19 protein-coding genes are annotated in these 16,231 nt (G+C 57.8%); 1 reads left to right on the top strand and 18 read right to left on the bottom strand.

Annotation, left to right across the window (positions count from 1 at the left end; all coding sequences use genetic code 11):
• Nucleotides 1–123: 123 nt before the first annotated feature.
• From tilS to ruvB, 13 genes are all read right to left on the bottom strand, one after another.
• On the bottom strand, nucleotides 124–1,539 hold the full coding sequence (tilS, locus tag BLS30_RS06870) for a tRNA lysidine(34) synthetase TilS (protein ID WP_090227658.1): 1,416 nt from the start codon (nucleotides 1,537–1,539) through the stop codon (nucleotides 124–126).
• Nucleotides 1,540–1,550: 11 nt separating this feature from the next.
• Nucleotides 1,551–2,549: a tol-pal system protein YbgF gene (gene ybgF, locus BLS30_RS06875; RefSeq protein WP_170832426.1), complete on the bottom strand. Its 999-nt coding sequence runs from the start codon at nucleotides 2,547–2,549 to the stop codon at nucleotides 1,551–1,553.
• A 168-nt stretch (nucleotides 2,550–2,717) separates the two neighbouring features.
• Nucleotides 2,718–3,572, bottom strand: a complete 855-nt coding sequence (locus tag BLS30_RS06880; RefSeq protein ID WP_090227663.1) for an OmpA family protein — start codon at nucleotides 3,570–3,572, stop codon at nucleotides 2,718–2,720.
• A gap of 207 nt (nucleotides 3,573–3,779) precedes the next feature.
• The gene (gene pal, locus BLS30_RS06885; RefSeq protein ID WP_046479773.1) at nucleotides 3,780–4,277 is read right to left on the bottom strand and encodes a peptidoglycan-associated lipoprotein Pal; all 498 of its coding nucleotides are present in this window, start codon (nucleotides 4,275–4,277) and stop codon (nucleotides 3,780–3,782) included.
• 499 nt (nucleotides 4,278–4,776) lie between these two features.
• On the bottom strand, nucleotides 4,777–4,905 hold the full coding sequence (locus BLS30_RS18420) for a hypothetical protein (protein WP_280136717.1): 129 nt from the start codon (nucleotides 4,903–4,905) through the stop codon (nucleotides 4,777–4,779).
• 41 nt (nucleotides 4,906–4,946) lie between these two features.
• Nucleotides 4,947–5,084: a hypothetical protein gene (locus tag BLS30_RS18110; RefSeq protein WP_170832427.1), complete on the bottom strand. Its 138-nt coding sequence runs from the start codon at nucleotides 5,082–5,084 to the stop codon at nucleotides 4,947–4,949.
• A 281-nt stretch (nucleotides 5,085–5,365) separates the two neighbouring features.
• Nucleotides 5,366–6,688, bottom strand: coding sequence for a Tol-Pal system beta propeller repeat protein TolB (gene tolB / locus BLS30_RS06890; protein WP_090227666.1), 1,323 nt, complete (start codon nucleotides 6,686–6,688; stop codon nucleotides 5,366–5,368).
• A 128-nt stretch (nucleotides 6,689–6,816) separates the two neighbouring features.
• The gene (gene tolA, locus BLS30_RS06895; RefSeq protein ID WP_046475657.1) at nucleotides 6,817–7,854 is read right to left on the bottom strand and encodes a cell envelope integrity protein TolA; all 1,038 of its coding nucleotides are present in this window, start codon (nucleotides 7,852–7,854) and stop codon (nucleotides 6,817–6,819) included.
• Nucleotides 7,855–7,860: 6 nt separating this feature from the next.
• Nucleotides 7,861–8,310 carry an ExbD/TolR family protein gene (locus BLS30_RS06900; protein WP_046475655.1) on the bottom strand — a complete coding sequence of 150 codons (450 nt, stop codon included), beginning with the start codon at nucleotides 8,308–8,310 and terminating at the stop codon, nucleotides 7,861–7,863.
• 44 nt (nucleotides 8,311–8,354) lie between these two features.
• On the bottom strand, nucleotides 8,355–9,071 hold the full coding sequence (gene tolQ, locus BLS30_RS06905) for a protein TolQ (RefSeq protein ID WP_046475652.1): 717 nt from the start codon (nucleotides 9,069–9,071) through the stop codon (nucleotides 8,355–8,357).
• 301 nt (nucleotides 9,072–9,372) lie between these two features.
• A complete protein-coding gene (locus BLS30_RS06910; RefSeq protein WP_046475650.1) occupies nucleotides 9,373–9,831 on the bottom strand; it encodes a YbgC/FadM family acyl-CoA thioesterase in 459 nt (152 codons plus the stop codon).
• Nucleotides 9,832–9,833: 2 nt separating this feature from the next.
• Complete coding sequence (locus BLS30_RS06915) at nucleotides 9,834–10,760, bottom strand: metallophosphoesterase (protein ID WP_244512386.1); 927 nt, start codon at nucleotides 10,758–10,760, stop codon at nucleotides 9,834–9,836.
• Between the two features lie 216 nt (nucleotides 10,761–10,976).
• Complete coding sequence (gene ruvB / locus BLS30_RS06920; RefSeq protein WP_046475645.1) at nucleotides 10,977–12,047, bottom strand: Holliday junction branch migration DNA helicase RuvB; 1,071 nt, start codon at nucleotides 12,045–12,047, stop codon at nucleotides 10,977–10,979.
• A gap of 251 nt (nucleotides 12,048–12,298) precedes the next feature.
• On the opposite strand from ruvB, the gene BLS30_RS06925 reads away from it, so the two are divergent.
• Nucleotides 12,299–12,676: a hypothetical protein gene (locus BLS30_RS06925; RefSeq protein ID WP_046479772.1), complete on the top strand. Its 378-nt coding sequence runs from the start codon at nucleotides 12,299–12,301 to the stop codon at nucleotides 12,674–12,676.
• A 106-nt stretch (nucleotides 12,677–12,782) separates the two neighbouring features.
• Here the strand turns inward: BLS30_RS06925 and BLS30_RS06930 are convergent, their stop codons facing one another.
• The 5 genes from BLS30_RS06930 to BLS30_RS06950 form a co-directional block, all read right to left on the bottom strand.
• Entirely contained in the window at nucleotides 12,783–13,199 is a 417-nt protein-coding gene (locus tag BLS30_RS06930; RefSeq protein ID WP_090227671.1) for a hypothetical protein, read from the bottom strand.
• Between the two features lie 36 nt (nucleotides 13,200–13,235).
• Nucleotides 13,236–13,862, bottom strand: a complete 627-nt coding sequence (gene ruvA, locus BLS30_RS06935) for a Holliday junction branch migration protein RuvA (protein ID WP_090227674.1) — start codon at nucleotides 13,860–13,862, stop codon at nucleotides 13,236–13,238.
• An 8-nt stretch (nucleotides 13,863–13,870) separates the two neighbouring features.
• A complete protein-coding gene (gene ruvC, locus BLS30_RS06940; protein ID WP_244466785.1) occupies nucleotides 13,871–14,410 on the bottom strand; it encodes a crossover junction endodeoxyribonuclease RuvC in 540 nt (179 codons plus the stop codon).
• Between the two features lie 78 nt (nucleotides 14,411–14,488).
• Nucleotides 14,489–15,238 (bottom strand): YebC/PmpR family DNA-binding transcriptional regulator, encoded by a 750-nt coding sequence (locus tag BLS30_RS06945; RefSeq protein WP_090227677.1) that lies wholly within the window; start codon nucleotides 15,236–15,238, stop codon nucleotides 14,489–14,491.
• A gap of 167 nt (nucleotides 15,239–15,405) precedes the next feature.
• Nucleotides 15,406–16,230, bottom strand: coding sequence for a TIGR00282 family metallophosphoesterase (locus BLS30_RS06950; RefSeq protein WP_046475638.1), 825 nt, complete (start codon nucleotides 16,228–16,230; stop codon nucleotides 15,406–15,408).
• Nucleotide 16,231 lies beyond the last annotated feature (1 nt).

The following is a 16,231-nucleotide window of genomic DNA, read 5'->3' on the forward strand; positions in this document are numbered from 1 at the left end:
AGGCGGAAAACCCCGCCGAGACAAGACTTGTGCTCCAATATGGGCAAGAAACAGGCCAAAACAATGCGGGCCGACACCCTAGAGTGCCAATGATTTTGGACGATCCTCGCTTAACAGCCCCTTTCACGTGGCTACTCGAGGCTTCCCGCCAGACACCTCCACACCAAGAAATGCAGCCTCGGTTAACCGGCCCTCGCCAGATAAGTTCACGTCCAACGCCCCAAGATACGGCACCGCAACGAGCCGTGCCTCCAACCATAGGGCAGGTAAAGTCGCGGCTGCGCGTGCCGGCAAACCAAAGTCTGCCAAATCTGGCCTCTCACGCTTCAACTGAGCCCATCCGTCAGCTCCAAGAGCCGCAACATAGATAGGATCAGACAGATCAGGGCTAGCGGTAAGCCGGAATCTGCGGTCCCAAATCTCACTCTCACCTGCGTGCAGATAGCGTATCGGCAAACCATAGCTACCCGCTTCGCGGAAAATCCGCACAACAGGCTCGTTCGCTCCGCGTTGCCTCGCCACCTCGATAATGCAACCGCCCAAGGTTGTTGAGGCCATCTCGGCGTTCGCGGCCGCAGTGTCAGCCAAGCTGTCGACAAGCGTCTCGATTTGCGACAACTCCGGATCCGACGCGTCTCCGCCCATTCTGCTCAAAATGGCCTGAAGTCCGCGCACCGCGACCTCGCCCGCATCGCTGAATGCTGCGAGTTTAACGGTGGCATACGCGCCCTCGTTGAAGTTCGCGTTGGCCTCAATCCATTGTCCGGCCGCCTCCGCCACCAGCGCCTGCACACGTTGAAGACGCCGCGCGCTCCGGCCGAGCGCACGGGAGGTAAGTCCCAGCGATGCCAACATCTCGCGGGCTTCGCGCAACCGAACCCGCTCAAAGCGCACATCATCATTGCTGGGATCTTCGATCCACGTTTGTCCATCAGCCTCAAGCGTTGCCTTCAGGCGCGCCTTAGGAACCTCCAAAAGCGGCCTCACGAGCCAGATGCCATCATCCCGCTCGGTCATAGGCATAATACCAGAAAGCCCCTGGATACCGCTCCCGCGTGCCAGCCGCATAAGCAGCGTTTCAGCCTGATCGTCCTGCGTATGAGCTGTAACAAGTGCTGCCCGCGCCCCTTCGCCTTCGGCGCGATGTCGCATCTGTAATCGGGAACGCTCCGCAAGGAGTCCCATCAAGAGCCTGTAACGCTCTTCGCGTGCTGCAGCTTGCACCCCGCTAACAGGCTTCTTACCATCCCAGGTCAGAATGACATGCCCGAAACCGAGCTGAGCGCTGACTTGTCCCACCACCTCAGCCTCATGGCGGGACTCAGGCCGCAATCCATGATCGACGGTGGCAACGAGGACCTCGGGCCTTTGTCCTTCCTCTAATGTTCCGCGCCAGCGCGAAACCAAGTGCATCAGCGCCATGCTGTCGGAACCACCGGAAACGGCAAGCACGAGAAGAGAAAACCCCGACAACGACGCCAGCAAGAGTGCAATTTCCCGATCAGAGATCGGCGCGTCATCGTTGCCGTTCGCCGTCATGGCATAACCTGCTAGCACCCGGAGCGGCTGCGCTCCGCTGCAGCACGTTCACGGATATGCTGCGGGGCATTGGGGAACTGAGACGTCAACTCGGAATACGACGAGCAGGCTGCATCCCGCTGCCCAAGCCTATCGAGGCTCATAGCAAGCTTTAACAGACTGTCGGGCGCTTTGGAGCTTTGGCGATAATTCTCGTAGCCTTTCAGGAACGCCGAAGCGGCCGCCTTATACTGCGAGCGTACAAAGTGCGTTTCCCCGAGCCAGTACTGAGCATTTCCAGACAGCGGATCGCTAGGATACCTATTCAAGAAATCTTCGAACGAGGCTTCCGCCGCACCGTAGTCCTGCTGCAGGAGATAGCCATAAGCCGTCTCGTAAAGCTGCTTGGGGTCACCCCCACCCATCGGAGCAGCTGCGACCTGCTGCGCACCAAATCCGCCGTGATTGCCATTGACGTTGGGATTGGTATTGGCAGAGACGTTGGCATCCTGACTTAAAAGTCCCCCAATGGGATCTTCCGGAGCAACGTCACTGGTAATCGTCGTCGAGCCAAAGCCACCAAAGTCCTGAAGTCCCGAATCCGACGTATTGGCTGCCACCGCCGGCTGAGAACCCGCTCCACCCATGCCCCGCGGTGGCGCGATGGCTTGGGTGCTGAACCCGCCCGAGGACTGCATTTGCCGGGAAAGCTGTTCCATCTGCGCCGTCAGCGCACGAATTTGAGTTTCCATCCCATCGAGACGCGCCGCGTCACTGCCGGACAAGCCGCCGCCCATTCCCGCGCCGGGCACCGTCCCACCACCGGATCGTGACATGCTCTCCAAAGTGCCGATCACGACCCGCATATCCACGAGCTGTTCTTCGAGCTGCTCGACACGCTTCGTAAGCGCCGCGACACTGTCGCCCTGTTGCGCGCCAGCTCCTGAAGAGAAGCTTGCGGCGAGCACGCCACCAACAAGTGCGATGGCAAATGGCGCGCGGCGGCAATATCGAAGCATTGTAGAAACCATAACTGACCCGCTCATCCCCTAAAGATCTACGAAGTGTTCGTTGTTGCCCTTGGCACGCGACAGAAGAGCATACAGGCCTGTCCGCTGCACCGCAGACCCCATCCGGTCGCCGTCAATAGCACCCCACAATAGCTCGGAAAAGCCAATCAACGCGAGGCGCTTATAGCCTTACCAACTTGCGGGCCCATCACGTTCTTTGGGCCTGTAGTAGCTTTGCCCAATTAAAGGTTGGGAATGGTCTACGCGGCGCTCCAGGACAATCGTAACTGCGCGGCGATTCTGAACAGCACATTGCGCACTGGAGCAATCCGCGACCCGTTCGCTACGTCCCATGGCAACGACCCTGACGCGATCAGGCGCTATGCCTTCCTCAATCAGCCTGGCGCGCACAGCTTCCGCACGCCGTGCGGAGAGGATCCTGTTGCCGTCCTCGTCCAATGGCTCGTCCGCATGTCCGGCCACGAGAGCACGAACGCTTGTATCCTGCCGCTTGAGCCAGCTCGCTTGTCCGCGCAGCACGTTCCGCGCGTGCGCACCAAGATCCGTGCTCCCTTTGGGGAAGAATACACGATCACCAACTGAGCTACGCAAAAGGGTGCTGAGCCGTTCGCTGGGAACAAGTTCGACATCTGCATGCGCGGAAGCTTGCGACTGAGAAGAGTTGGCTCCAGGAAGCCGTTGCGGCTCCGTGACTTGTGGGCTCTCCGGGCGGCCATCGCCCATCTGAGAATAGATACGAGCCAGATATCGCCTCGCCGATTCAGCCTCTACCGACTGTGGAAACCGACCAACGAGGCTCTCAAAAGTCATCTGCGCTTCAAGGTGACTGCCGGCCCGATAGGCAGCGATACCCTTGTCCAGCAAAGGCGTCGGATCCGAAATTTGGGAGGACAGCCCAACGCCAGTAGAGCCTGTAACTGTAGGTTGTTCGTCCGCGCGAAGAGGCCCTCCTGTTGCGAGCACCAAAGCCGCTAACAGAATCGCTGCACCCTTCACCTTGATTGCTGGAACAGACCGCCACATTTTCTTCGCCCGCTAACGATTGTTGCTCCTGCCCCAACCATCATCACCTGCTGACAAAGTGCGTTGAGTTTGCGGCCAAAGTATGCGGTCATCCGTATGCTCACAGCTTGCTTTTCAACTGCCGCAACACTGTAGCCTAAACGCATCGCACCGGCGGCGAGCACAATCGCACTCGCAAAAACGCCGGTGCAATTACTGTGCGTTGACTTAGCCCGCAACCCGCGAATTCAGCACCGTCTGTGCGCGCCGGTTCTGAGACCAGCACGAAATGTCATTACAAACGGCAACCGGGCGTTCCTTACCGTACGAAATCTTCCTGATCCGCGACGCGTTGATGCCAGCCCGTGCGAGATAGTTACGTACGGTCGTGGCGCGACGCGCACCAAGCGCGATGTTGTATTCGCGCGTACCACGTTCGTCGGCGTGGCCTTCGATCGTAATCGTGTACTGCGGATACTGCTGCAGCCACTGTGCCTGCTTCCGTAAAATCTGCTCAGCCTCGGGCGTCAAATCTGAGCTGTCTGTCGTGAAATAGACGATGTCGCCGACGTTGACACTGAAGTCACGCTGCGAGCCTGGCACCGCGGCACTACCGGGCCCCAATTGAGCTCCGTCCGGCTGCATTTCATTGCTTGCACAGGCCTGCAGCAAGCCGACGGTCAGCACGATGGCTAGCCCACGTGTCAAAGCACGTAAAAAATGCATGCTGGCCATAGAATTTCCTTCTCTGTTCCCGGATCGCCCGAATGGCTTTGAGCCGGCATGGCTTGCGATCTCGCCCTCGGGAATTCCCCAAGCGTTACCGCACTTAATCGTTTCATTGTACGAAATTGTGACCGATTCCAGCGCCGGCTGAAGACAGAGTTGCGTTTTGCGCACAGACGAATTGTCATCTTGAGGAGCTTTCCGTCACCGCCAGTTCTCGGGGTACGCGATCTCTAAGGTCAAAAAAAAATGAGCACGATCTGGCGATCAACCCGGATGTGGAAAAGTCTTTTTCCTTAGGTGGATATAAATACGGCCGGCAAAAGCCAGCCTCTCCAAATGAGTCATTGTCGTCCATAAAACGGACGACCCCGGTCCTTGTAGAAACAGACGCCCCCTAAAACGCGAAGAAGGCCGAACTACCACCGCATCTCGCGAGGGCAATTCAGCCTTCTAACTCTTCGCTTACTCCCGAGAAGGGAGCAAACGCCAAGTGCTCTTAGCGAGCAACCTGGGTCTGTGCTGGAACCTCAGCACCGAGCTTCATCGGCGTGTGAGGAACTTCGCGACGGCATGCGCCGAGAGCGACAGCAGCAACAACAGCAGCGATTACGAGAGCGCCCTTCATTGTCATATTCTCCTAGTTTAATCCCTTGGCAAATGCCAAACCTAGCGAGCCACGTGCGCGGTTGCCGGAACATCGGCACCGAGCTTCATCGGCGTATGCGGAACTTCTCGACGGCAAGCCCCCAGCGCGACAGCGCCGACAACCGCCGAAAGGATGATCAGCCCCTTAACACCCTGCATGGCCTTCTCTCCTGATGCATGATCGGCACTAGCCGAATACTGGGGTACCGGTGGAGCGAGTTTCGATCAAGAAGCGAGGCAGTATGTGCACTGTTTTCCCCCCTGCTTGATGCGAAAATACCACTCCGTGTTCAAGGTTCACCAGTGTGCCCACAACGCGCTCACATGACAGTGGATAGCACTGAGGATACGGGATTTTCCCACCTCTGATGCTCCCGGAGCCCAGGCCTCAATTTGAGGTAGATAAGTTAAATTCAGGTTAAGCGGTGTCCCGGTCTGCGTCAGTTCAAAAGAGGCGACCACGCCGGGTCTGACGCAAAGGAAGGCGTTTGTACGATTCGCTCATTGTAGCCGGTGATGTCGACTGAGATGAGCCGCGGACCACCATTCTGCCCCTGCGATTCTCGAAAGAACATGAGCACACGTCCGTTCGGCGCCCAGGTCGGCCCCTCATTGTGGAAGCCTTCGCTCAAGATGCGTTCCCCCGATCCATCTGGGTGCATGACACCGATCAGGAAGCGTCCCATAAGTTGCTTAGTAAACGCGATGTAATCCCCACGCGGCGACCACACGGGCGTCGAGTATCGGCCTGAGCCAAGGCTAACCCGATGAGCGCCACTGCCGTCTGCGTTCATGACGTAGAGTTGCTGATTCCCCTCCCGATCCGACTCGAAAACGATGCGATCACCGTTCGGAGAATAGCTCGGACCTGTATCGATAGCATCGGACGCTGGCGTGAGCCGACGATTCTGCCGTGTCCGCAGATCCATCTCAAAGATGCTCGACCCGCCTCCTTCTTGCAGGCTCATGATGATGCGTTGACCATCGGGTGAGAACCGTGGTGCGAACGTCATGTTGGGAAAATCACCCACCGACTGACGTTGCCCGGACTGAAGGTTCATCAGATAAACGCGGGGGTTCCCACCACCGTAGGACATGAATGCAATCTCTTGCCCGGAAGGAGAAAAACGTGGTGTGAGCACAAGCTCATTACCGCTGCTAAGCCGACGCACGTTGTGCCCATCCTGATCCATGATCGCCAAACGTTTGACGCGTTGCTGCTTCGGCCCGGTCTCATCGATGAACACGACCCGGGTATCGAAGTAACCGGTTTCACCGGTGAGCTTCTGGTAGATCTGGTCCGCAATAATGTGCCCCAGCCGGCGCCAATTTTGACCGGAAGTCGAAAAGCGCTGCCCAGCGAGCTGGCGCCCCGTCGAAACATCCCACAGGCGGAATTCCGCTGTAATCCGTTGCTCGGAGGCTTCGACGACCCGGCCGACGACAAGCGCGTCGGCACGAATAGCCCGCCAATCAGGAAAACGTGGTGCTTGATTGATCTCGCTCACTTGCTCCAGATAAGAAGCAGGCGCCAGGGTCTGGAACAGGCCTGAACTGTTGAGGTCACCCGCAATGACCCCAGCGAGATCGGATCCAAGCTGATTGTCTGCTCCTAGAAAGGCCGGAATCGCAATTGGGATCGGCGCGATCGTCGCCTGCCGCTGCGTACCGCGCAAGCCACCCTCATCCTGCGCCCACGCAGAACCACCAACGAGGGCCAATCCGACCAACACCGTAAGCCCAAGCACCATAAAACGACCCATGGCAGAGGATCTGCGTTGGGATGCAATTGCAGCGCGATCTGCACATCGGGCTGACGTCATTACGAAAATCCTTCTTGTGTTCTGGCACCTGGCAACGGGTCCCACGAGTGGGACCTTAATGTGGCCGCTCAAAGCATGTGTCTCGGATCGAAGTCCCAAATGATTGTCCGCCACGCGGTATAACGGTCTCGCGGAAGATTAAAGGGCGCGCATTCAGTAACAGCAGCAAGAGCCGCGCGCGCGGCAGCCTGAAAGACCGGATCTGAGCGTCCGTTTTCAACCGTTGGCGGGCCATCCAACGACCCGTCCTCGCGCAACCGCCATCGGACCGTTACCACAATAGCCTCGATACCACCGCCGCCACCTGGCAGCCGCCAGCAATTGCGCAACTGGGCACTGATCTGCCCTTTCAGCAAATCAGCCTCCCGCGCGGTCAACTCATTGCCACGGCCTTCGCGCTCGCCAGCAGTCGGTCCCTCATAATCGGTTGGCTTGCTGGGCGCTTGACCAGAACGCGGAGAACCCCGCTTTTCCGGCGTCTTGTCGATGAGCGCCGCCATGCGATCGGTGAAGGATTCCTTGTTCTTAGCCTCTTGACGTCGCTTTTCCTCAGCGAGCTTCTTTTTACGCTCTTCCTCCCGCTTCTTCCGGGCAGCTTCCTTCTTTTTCTGCTCCGCCTCTTTCTTTTTGCGTTCAGCCTCTTTTTTCTTACGCTCCTGTTCCGCCTTTGCCTTCCGCTCCGCCTCCAATTTCGCAGCTTCTTCAGGAGTGGGCTGTTGCGGTGGCAAAGCCGCAATCTGCTCGGCGATCGGATCCGGCTTTTCCAGCGGAGACGGCTTATCGGGCTTTTCCGCCTTTTCCGGTTCAGTCTTTTCAGGTTCAGGTGGAGGTGCGGCCGCCGGTGGCGGTTCAGCCATTTCAGGCTTCGGTTTGGGCGCTTCTTTCTTGGAAATCTGAGGCTCGGGCTTTTCCTGCTCTTTCGCTTCCAATTCCTTGGCTTGCGGATCGCCCTGCTTCAGCCGCGTGAATTCCGAAACCGTAACCAATTCCGCTTCAATCGTCGGCGATTCCGGCATGGGAAGTTCGGACGTTGAATGAAAGTTCGCGACCGCCCAGGCCAAAAGACCCGCGTGAAGCAAGAGGGAGATAGCGAGTCCGAAGTACACCGCTCCTCAGCCCCCCTCCTCAACCTCAGTTACGAGGGAGATCTTTTTGAAACCACCGGCGCTGATGCGCCCCATAACCCGTGCGACAAGACCATAGTTGGCCCCCTTATCCCCGCGCACAAAGATGGTTTCGTCGTAACCGTTGGCCGCAATCGCTTCGAGCTTGGGCTTAATTTCGTCGAGTTCAACCTTGGACTCGCCGATGAAGACATCCCCCGTTGCCTTCACCGAAACCGCCAAAGGCTCTTTGCTCGACTGAAGCTGCTTCCCCCGGGCCTGCGGCAATTCAAGAGGAACGCCGACCTGCAGCAAAGGGGCTGCCACCATGAAGATGATCAGCAGCACCAGCATCACGTCCACGAATGGCGTAACGTTGATCTCGGCCATCGGTGCACTGCGCCGCGAGCGGCGTCGCCGCCCGGTATTCTGATGGACTGATTTGATACTCGCGCCCATTCTCGAATTCCCTCACTGGCCAACGCCCCAGCCAAAAAACCAGATTAACTGCGCACGTCGATCTGACGAGACACGATGGCCGCAAACTCGTCGGCGAACGCTTCCAGACGATGCGACACCCGCGTCGAATCAGCTGAAAACTTATTGTAGAAGATCACGGCAGGAATAGCGGCGAGAAGCCCCAGCGCGGTCGCGAACAACGCTTCGGCGATACCTGGAGCAACGACCGCCAGATTCGTATTCTTGGAAATAGCAATCGCTTGGAAAGCGGTCATGATACCCCAAACCGTACCGAAAAGACCGACGAACGGAGCCGTCGCGCCAACGGTGGCCAGGAAGAGAAGACGGCTTTCTAAACGTTCCATCTCACGGCTGATGGTGACATCCATCACCTTTTCGACGCGCAATTGAATCCCCCCGAGAGCGCGCGCATTGCCCTCGACCGAACGCTTCCACTCGCGCATTGCCGCGACGAACAGAGCCGCCATGGCGATTGTGTGTCCGCGCGCCAGCGCGTTGTAGAGCTCATCGAGCGATTGGCCTGACCAGAACAGTTGCTCGAACTTGTCTGTTTCCCGCTGCGCCCGTCGAAAGGCGAAGAATTTCTCGACAACGATGGCCCACGACCAAACCGAAGCCAGAACCAATCCGACCATAACGATCTGCACGACGATATGCGCCTGCAGGAACAGCTCGAGAAACGAGAAACCTGCTGCCGGAGCAGCGTGTAAGTTCTGCGTCGTCAGCTCGGTCGGATTCATATTTTCAATTGCTCGCTGTTGAAATCTCTGGGAAGCACACCGGGAAGGGCAGGCAGATGCGCGCTAGGCACCCACCTTGATCCATCTTTCGATGTGCTCATCGCCTGAGTAAGGCTCCCCGTATTAAGCACCGCTTCTTGCTGGCCAATATGACAAAACAAGGGCTTTAACCGGTACGATGGCCCCAATATAGCGGGTCATTCACCTTGGACGCATCATCGAGCAACCGCCTTACCCGATACGAATTGCCGCGCATCCACGCCTTTTTCCGCGATTTAGCAACTTAGTGCTTATCAGCGCGCTATGAGAGACCGGCCCGGACGAGTTCCCCCAGCCGGAGGGGCTTTCCCGACATCGCGACGAGAACCACGGTCACTACCGCTTCGAAAATCGTCACACCGTCCCGAGTAATTCGCTGGTCCAGCGTTACAGACGCTCCCCCCAGCTCGCGAACACTCGTTTCCACCTGCAGCAAATCATCCATCCGAGCTGGCCTGCGAAAATCAAGCGTCATACGGCGAACGACAAAAGCAGCAGGCTCACTGCTTTGCGATCCGTCAATCAAACCACGCGCATCAATACCGCTAAGGCGGAGGAAGTCTGTGCGACCGCGCTCACAATAGCGCACGTAAGAGGCATGGTAGACGACCCCGCCTGCATCCGTATCCTCAAAATAGACCCGGACGGGCAGCACGTGGCGACGTCCATTTTCATCATCGATGATACGCCCGGCAACGTCGGGCCACGGCGTTTCGCCCATCTCTAAGCTCCCATGATATCGAGCGCGACAATTTCTGGCGGCACGCCGAAACGGATCGGCAATCCGCTACAGCCAAGCCCACCAGAAACGACCAAATTCCTGTCGCCATCGACGATATGACCGTAAAGGAATCGGCGCCCATAACGTGATGGCACAACCGGCGCATATCCGAACAGACGGACCTGCCCGCCATGAGTGTGCCCCGATATCGTCACCGCCACACGATCCGCCAAATCTCCCATTTCTGCAAAGATATCCGGCTCATGCGCCATCAAAACAACCGGCGCGTCATCCGTCACCTGAGCAAGTGTCGCGGGCAGGTCATGAAGGCCTTCGTACGGAATGGGCGGGTATTGTCCATCGGCACGCCAGGGAGGAAACAACGCCCATTGATCTGCCAAGCCGGCAAGCCAAAACGCTCCATTCTCTGTTTCAAGACGCACGCTATCGTTTTGATAAACAGCAATTCCGACATCCTGAAGTGCAGTACCAACGACCGTCGGACCTGACCTTCTGGTCTGCGCTTCTTCATCCGCCCACCAGTCATGGTTGCCTAGAACCGCATGCACACCGAGCGGAGCCTCTAATCCTTTGAGGACATTGGCCCAATCGCCATTTAAGATCGGTTGAGCATAAGGTATGAGGCCTGAGATCCGTGACATGCGACGGCTGGCGATAAAATCGCCAAGCAGGAGCACTACGTCCGGCTTGAGCGCATTCGTCCGCGCCACAATCTGATGAACGCGTGCAAGGCCCATCCAAGGATCGCAAACGTGCAAATCTGCAATAACAGCCGCGCGCAATCGCAGGCCTTGCGGCCAGAACTTGGGGCGCAACTCGTAGCGACTGACACGCAGGCGAAACGGCTCGGCCAGCGCATAACCGCCAAACAGCGTTCCACCGGCAGCCAACGCCAGGCCGCCTTTCAAGAATGTTCGTCGCGTAAGCAGCTTAAAGCCCCGTTCGTCATGTGCTTGTGCCCGATAAAACCGTCCCCGGCTTTGGGCCTCATCTAATGCAAAAATTAAGCAAGAACCGTGCCCCTACCCCGCCGATAGAACCCATTTCCGGCTGAGAAGAGAATTCCCGACAAGCATGGAAAACAATTTGTTAAGAGCCGGATCACGTTCGCGTTCTAACGTCCATCAAAGCGCGCTGCTTTGATCGTCCTCGCCGCCACCGGCGTCATCATCGAACAAGGGCAAGTCTGGAACGGACTGGCGCTTCGGGCCCGAAAGACCGAGATGGCGGTAGGCCTTAAGCGTCAACACACGCCCGCGTGGGGTGCGACCAATGAAGCCCTGCTGCAACAAATAAGGCTCCACAATCTCTTCAAGCGCGTCGCGAGGCTCAGAGAGAGCCGCAGCCAGCGTCTCAATCCCGACGGGTCCCCCATCGTAATTGTGTACGATGCACGCCAGATAGCGATGGTCGAGTGCATCGAGCCCCTCGTTATCGACTTCCAGCATCCGCAACGCCTTGTCGGCAACTTCCGCATCAATTGCCGGGCTTCCTGCCACATCGCTGAAATCGCGCACGCGCCGCAAAAGGCGCCCTGCGATACGCGGCGTCCCACGCGCCCGGCGGGCAATTTCTCTCGCTCCCTCGGGCAACATTGGCGCTCCAAGAACACGCGCTCCGCGCTCTATAACCCGCTGCAACTCTTCCACAGAATAGAAGTTCAACCGGATGGGAATCCCAAAGCGGTCACGCAACGGATTGGTCAGAAGCCCAGCGCGGGTCGTGGCTCCGACGAGAGTGAATTTAGCCAGATCAATCCGCACAGACCTCGCCGCCGGTCCTTCACCAATCATCAGATCGAGCTGGAAATCCTCCATAGCAGGATAAAGGATTTCCTCAACCGCCGGATTGAGCCGGTGGATCTCGTCGATAAACAAAACATCGCGATCTTCCAGGTTCGTCAAAAGCGCTGCAAGATCGCCAGCCTTCGAAATCACCGGCCCGGACGTCGCGCGAAAACCAACTCCCAATTCTCGCGACATAATTTGCGCAAGCGTTGTCTTGCCCAACCCTGGAGGCCCAGCAAACAACACGTGATCAAGGGCATCCCCGCGCGATCGGGCCGCCTGTATGAAGATCCGCAAGTTGGCGCGCGCCTGCTCCTGCCCGATAAACTCGTCGAGCGACTGCGGGCGGACGCTAGCTTCGAATTCATCCGCACCTTGCTTCGCCGATGTCACCAAGCGTTCAGTCATGTCCAGGTCTCGAAATTCCCCGTCTTCGCTCAGATCTCGGGCGGCTAGCTGTTAATTTCGCCCGGACTTGAACACCTTCCGGGCACCTCTTGCTAGCTCCTAGCATGATTTGCCCGAAACCCTATCCTCGGCCGAAAACTACGCGCTGATGAGCTTGTACCCCGTTGCAGGTCTAACTTGCATCTACCATGTCTTGAGATGGGGAAGATGAAAACATCCGCCCCTGTAAGCTCAGCATGAAGGAAACCATCATGTGTGACTATTCCCTTGAAACCTATCGCACGACACCGGCACGCACCGGCGAGACTTACGAAACCTACCGCTTCCCATCCAGTACGGTTGGCTTCGTTGACGCGGGCGACAAGGAAACGGCGGTCTGCATGTCCTGCGACACGCGTCTCATCATCGAACAGATACCCGAGTTCGTACGTGAGAAGCTGGGCATCGGTCCCCGCGAAGAGGTGACCTTCGTGCGCCTCGAAGAGGGCCCACATCGCGATGGTGTGCGCTTTGCCAATGGCCAGGAAATCAATCTTCAACGCCTAGGGCCAGGGGTGAAGGCATACGTACTTGATGCCCTCGACGGCGAAACGAAGATCGTTAAAGAGGCGGCCACGACCACAGCCTGAGATGGCCGCGCGTCGGTAGTCTTATCGATAAATAAATGAAACTTGGACCTGAGGGCGGATCTGCTTTCCGCCCTTATCTTCGGGATTTTGCGCCGCCGAAACTGGCTCACCCTTCTAGAATACCGCCCGAGATCAACGCGTAACGAACCGCGAGCGATATTAATCCGCCCAGAAAGGCCAGTGGCGCGAAGAGATCCTGATACGGCATATGCAGAACGATCGCTGCGAGGAAAAAGCCAACCACACCGGCAACCGCCGCCTCGATCCAACCGAGCTGACCGCGCACCAAAATCAAGACGGCAACGATGATGGCCGCGACCGTGGCAGGCGCGACAGACCATAGAAATGCCGAAACGCTGGCGACCCCTGCTGGAGGCAGATCAGCAGGCAACAAAGCCGCAAGCCCTAAGAGTGGCGCAAGGCCAAGTACAATGGCAACGGCAAGTCCGCCGAAGAAAGGACCGACAAGCATATATCCAAGAAACGACCAGAATGCCCGCTGTAGATTGCTGGCTTTATCCATAACGAATTCCCCAGTTGGTCATTGTGACAGCCCCGGCTAACGCGCCAATTCCTTCAGCCCCCGCCGCAGCAATTGCGCCGTATCGGCCTCCCCGCCAAGCTCCTGCGAAGCAACCGCAACAGCTTGCGCAGCCTGAGCTGGCGCATAACCCAGATTTGTGAGTGCGGATATTGCCTCCGCCACGGCGTTTCCTTCGACCGCCGACATCGTCACGCCGCCGGCCTCAGCACCAGCTGGCGCACCTTTGAGTCCGGCAACCGATAGGCCGGGCGCCTTGTCTTTCAGCTCAGCAACAATGCGTTGTGCCAGTTTCTTGCCGACACCCTGCGCTTGCTCAACCGCACCCCAGTTTCCCAGCGCGACAGCACTTGCGAGATCCTGAGGGCTCAAAACACCGAGAACGGCCAGCGCAACCTTCGCACCGACGCCCTGCACATTCTGTAAGGTCCGAAACCACGTCCGCTCGACCTCGCTTGCAAAGCCGTAAAGTCGGATCGCGTCCTCGCGCACATGAGTATCGATCGTCAGGCTTGCTTCTTCCCCGACCTTCAGCCCCCTAAGCGCGCGTACCGACGCCTGTACTTCATAGCCTACGCCGTTGACGTCTAGAATGAGGAAGCTCTCGCCGATAGCGTCGACCTTCCCACGCAATTTGCCGATCATGTCGTCTCCTATGACGCCGCTGCACGCAGCGCGCGCAAAGCCCGTGCTTGTGGGCTCGTACGATGATTGGCATGGCAAATAGCAATGGCAAGCGCATCCGCCTCGTCGGCACTGCCGAACTTCGCTTTCGGCAACAGGAAACCGATCATCGCCTGGATCTGCTTCTTGTCCGCATGGCCGGTCCCGACCACCGACTTCTTGATAAGGTTGGGAGAGTATTCCGACACGCGAAGCCCTCTCATCGCAGGGGCCAGCAGCGCCATGCCTCGGGCCTGCCCAAGCTTCAGCGTCGCGCGCGCATTATCGTTGACAAACGTCTCTTCAACGGCGGCCTCTTGCGGAGAGAAACTGGCGATAACCCCACAGATTCCCTCGTAAATCTCACGCAGGCGGAATGCCAACTCCTCGTCGTTGGTAGACGCGATATGTCCCGACGCGACGTAGGTGAGGCGCACCCCGTCGCTTTCGACGACTCCCCAGCCGGTACGCCGCAAGCCTGGATCGATACCGATAATGCGTGCAGTTCTCTGTGACATGATCTTTGGCATATCACAGCTTCTGATTCGCGAGCTTACGCACGCATACGCGCAGCCTCTTCTTCCGGAAGGATGATACCGGACAGCCTCTTATGCGGCGGTCAACTTGCTCAGAACTTCTTCCGAAACTTCGAAGTTGGCATACACGTTCTGCACGTCATCATCGTCTTCAAGCGTGGAAATCAGCTTGAGAATGCTGTTGGCATGGTCTTCGTCAACTTCAGTCGAAAGGTTGGGCCGCCAGACCGCCTTGACGCTCTCTGCCGCACCAAGCTTCTCTTCCAGCGCTGACGCAGCGCTGCCGAGATTGTCGAAAGTGCAAGTGATCAAGTGCCCGCTATCATCGGAAGCGGCATCATCCGCGCCCGCTTCGACAGCTGCTTCAAGGATGTCATCTGCCGAACCAGCTTCTGTTGCGTAGCGAATTTCGCCCAAGTGATCGAACATGTGCGAGACCGAACCCGTTGAACCGAGATTGCCGCCATGTTTACTGAACGCGGCACGTACCGCAGCGCCGGTACGGTTTCGGTTATCAGTTAGAGCTTCAACGATCACGGCCACGCCGCCCGGTGCATACCCCTCATAGCGGACGCTTTCAAAGGTATCAGCGTCCGCACCCTGCGCCTTCTTGATGGCTCGTTCGATGTTGTCCTTCGGCATGTTTTCCACGCGCGCAGCCTGAATGGCCAAACGTAACTTGGGGTTCATGCCTGGATCTGGCGAACCGCTTTTGGCCGCCATCGTGATTTCACGCGCGAGCTTGGTGAACGCCTTCGCCCGGGCAGCGTCCTGCTTGCCCTTGCGGTGCATAATGTTCTTGAACTGTGAATGGCCGGCCATTCTTTGCGCTCCTTGGGCTCTGCAACGGCGTCGCGTGCGTCCCGGTCTCAAAAGGACAGACGCAAATCACGGCAAACGCCGAATATTGACTGTGGTTGCCTGTTTCTGCGCGAGGTAAGCCGTGCCGGTCAAGGGCCCAAGGTCCTGCCTCTAACGGAATAGGCCGTTCAACTGAGCCAGAATTCCGGCTCGGAAGATTGCAGAACACCACCCAAACGCACAGCCTTGACCCGTGTCGCCAAGCCCGTGCGGTCATCGATTTCAACCGCTAGACCTGAAACCGTCGCCGGTCCGTCGGATGGTTCAAACCGCTGCCGCGGGATCCGTGTCCTGAAGCGATTGATGGGTTCCTCCACCTGCATACCCAGAACAGACTCGTAATCGCCGCACATCCCAGCATCCGACATATATGCCGTACCGGACGGAAGAATGCGCTCATCCGCAGTCGGTGCATGCGTGTGTGTACCGACGATCACACTAGCCCGTCCGTCAAAATAATGCCCGAACGCCTGCTTCTCACTCGTCGTTTCAGCGTGAAAATCAATCAAAATGACATCTGCGCCTTGCCCCAAAGGACAGGCCTCAACCTCAGCATCCACAGCGTTGAAAGGACAATCCATATCAGCCATGAAGACACGTCCGAGCACGTTGACGACAAGCACGTCGGCGTCGTTCCGTGCCTTGAAAAGCCCCGCCCCGCGCCCCGGCGTTCCCTTGGGAAAATTGACGGGTCGGATCAACCGGTCATGCCGCTCAATGTAGACGAGCGTTTCCTTTTGATCGAAAGCATGATTACCGAGCGTAACGACATCGGCTCCGGCATCAAGAAGCTCCGTCAGAATGGATTCGCTGATCCCGAAACCGCCGGCCGCATTCTCACCGTTTATGACCACGAAATCGAGATCATAGCGCCGCCGCAGCTCCGGAATGGCGGCAATCGCCGCCTTCCGTCCTGACCGCCCAACAACATCACCGAGAAATAAAAGCCGCATC

It is taken from the genome of Filomicrobium insigne, from assembly GCF_900104305.1.
Taxonomy (GTDB): domain Bacteria; phylum Pseudomonadota; class Alphaproteobacteria; order Rhizobiales; family Hyphomicrobiaceae; genus Filomicrobium; species Filomicrobium insigne.

Excerpts from the sequence above, each read along its gene's own strand:
- tilS (WP_090227658.1), bottom strand. The coding sequence starts at position 1,539 with ATGACGGCGAACGGCAACGATGACGCGCCGATCTCTGATCGGGAAATT.
- ybgF (WP_170832426.1), bottom strand. The coding sequence starts at position 2,549 with ATGGTTTCTACAATGCTTCGATATTGCCGCCGCGCGCCATTTGCCATC.
- BLS30_RS06880 (WP_090227663.1), bottom strand. The coding sequence starts at position 3,572 with ATGTGGCGGTCTGTTCCAGCAATCAAGGTGAAGGGTGCAGCGATTCTG.
- pal (WP_046479773.1), bottom strand. The coding sequence starts at position 4,277 with ATGCATTTTTTACGTGCTTTGACACGTGGGCTAGCCATCGTGCTGACC.
- BLS30_RS18420 (WP_280136717.1), bottom strand. The coding sequence starts at position 4,905 with ATGAAGGGCGCTCTCGTAATCGCTGCTGTTGTTGCTGCTGTCGCTCTC.
- BLS30_RS18110 (WP_170832427.1), bottom strand. The coding sequence starts at position 5,084 with ATGCAGGGTGTTAAGGGGCTGATCATCCTTTCGGCGGTTGTCGGCGCT.
- tolB (WP_090227666.1), bottom strand. The coding sequence starts at position 6,688 with ATGGGTCGTTTTATGGTGCTTGGGCTTACGGTGTTGGTCGGATTGGCC.
- BLS30_RS06900 (WP_046475655.1), bottom strand. The coding sequence starts at position 8,310 with ATGGGCGCGAGTATCAAATCAGTCCATCAGAATACCGGGCGGCGACGC.
- tolQ (WP_046475652.1), bottom strand. The coding sequence starts at position 9,071 with ATGAATCCGACCGAGCTGACGACGCAGAACTTACACGCTGCTCCGGCA.
- BLS30_RS06910 (WP_046475650.1), bottom strand. The coding sequence starts at position 9,831 with ATGGGCGAAACGCCGTGGCCCGACGTTGCCGGGCGTATCATCGATGAT.
- ruvB (WP_046475645.1), bottom strand. The coding sequence starts at position 12,047 with ATGACTGAACGCTTGGTGACATCGGCGAAGCAAGGTGCGGATGAATTC.
- BLS30_RS06925 (WP_046479772.1), top strand. The coding sequence starts at position 12,299 with ATGTGTGACTATTCCCTTGAAACCTATCGCACGACACCGGCACGCACC.
- BLS30_RS06930 (WP_090227671.1), bottom strand. The coding sequence starts at position 13,199 with ATGGATAAAGCCAGCAATCTACAGCGGGCATTCTGGTCGTTTCTTGGA.
- ruvA (WP_090227674.1), bottom strand. The coding sequence starts at position 13,862 with ATGATCGGCAAATTGCGTGGGAAGGTCGACGCTATCGGCGAGAGCTTC.
- ruvC (WP_244466785.1), bottom strand. The coding sequence starts at position 14,410 with ATGCCAAAGATCATGTCACAGAGAACTGCACGCATTATCGGTATCGAT.
- BLS30_RS06945 (WP_090227677.1), bottom strand. The coding sequence starts at position 15,238 with ATGGCCGGCCATTCACAGTTCAAGAACATTATGCACCGCAAGGGCAAG.
- BLS30_RS06950 (WP_046475638.1), bottom strand. The coding sequence starts at position 16,230 with ATGCGGCTTTTATTTCTCGGTGATGTTGTTGGGCGGTCAGGACGGAAG.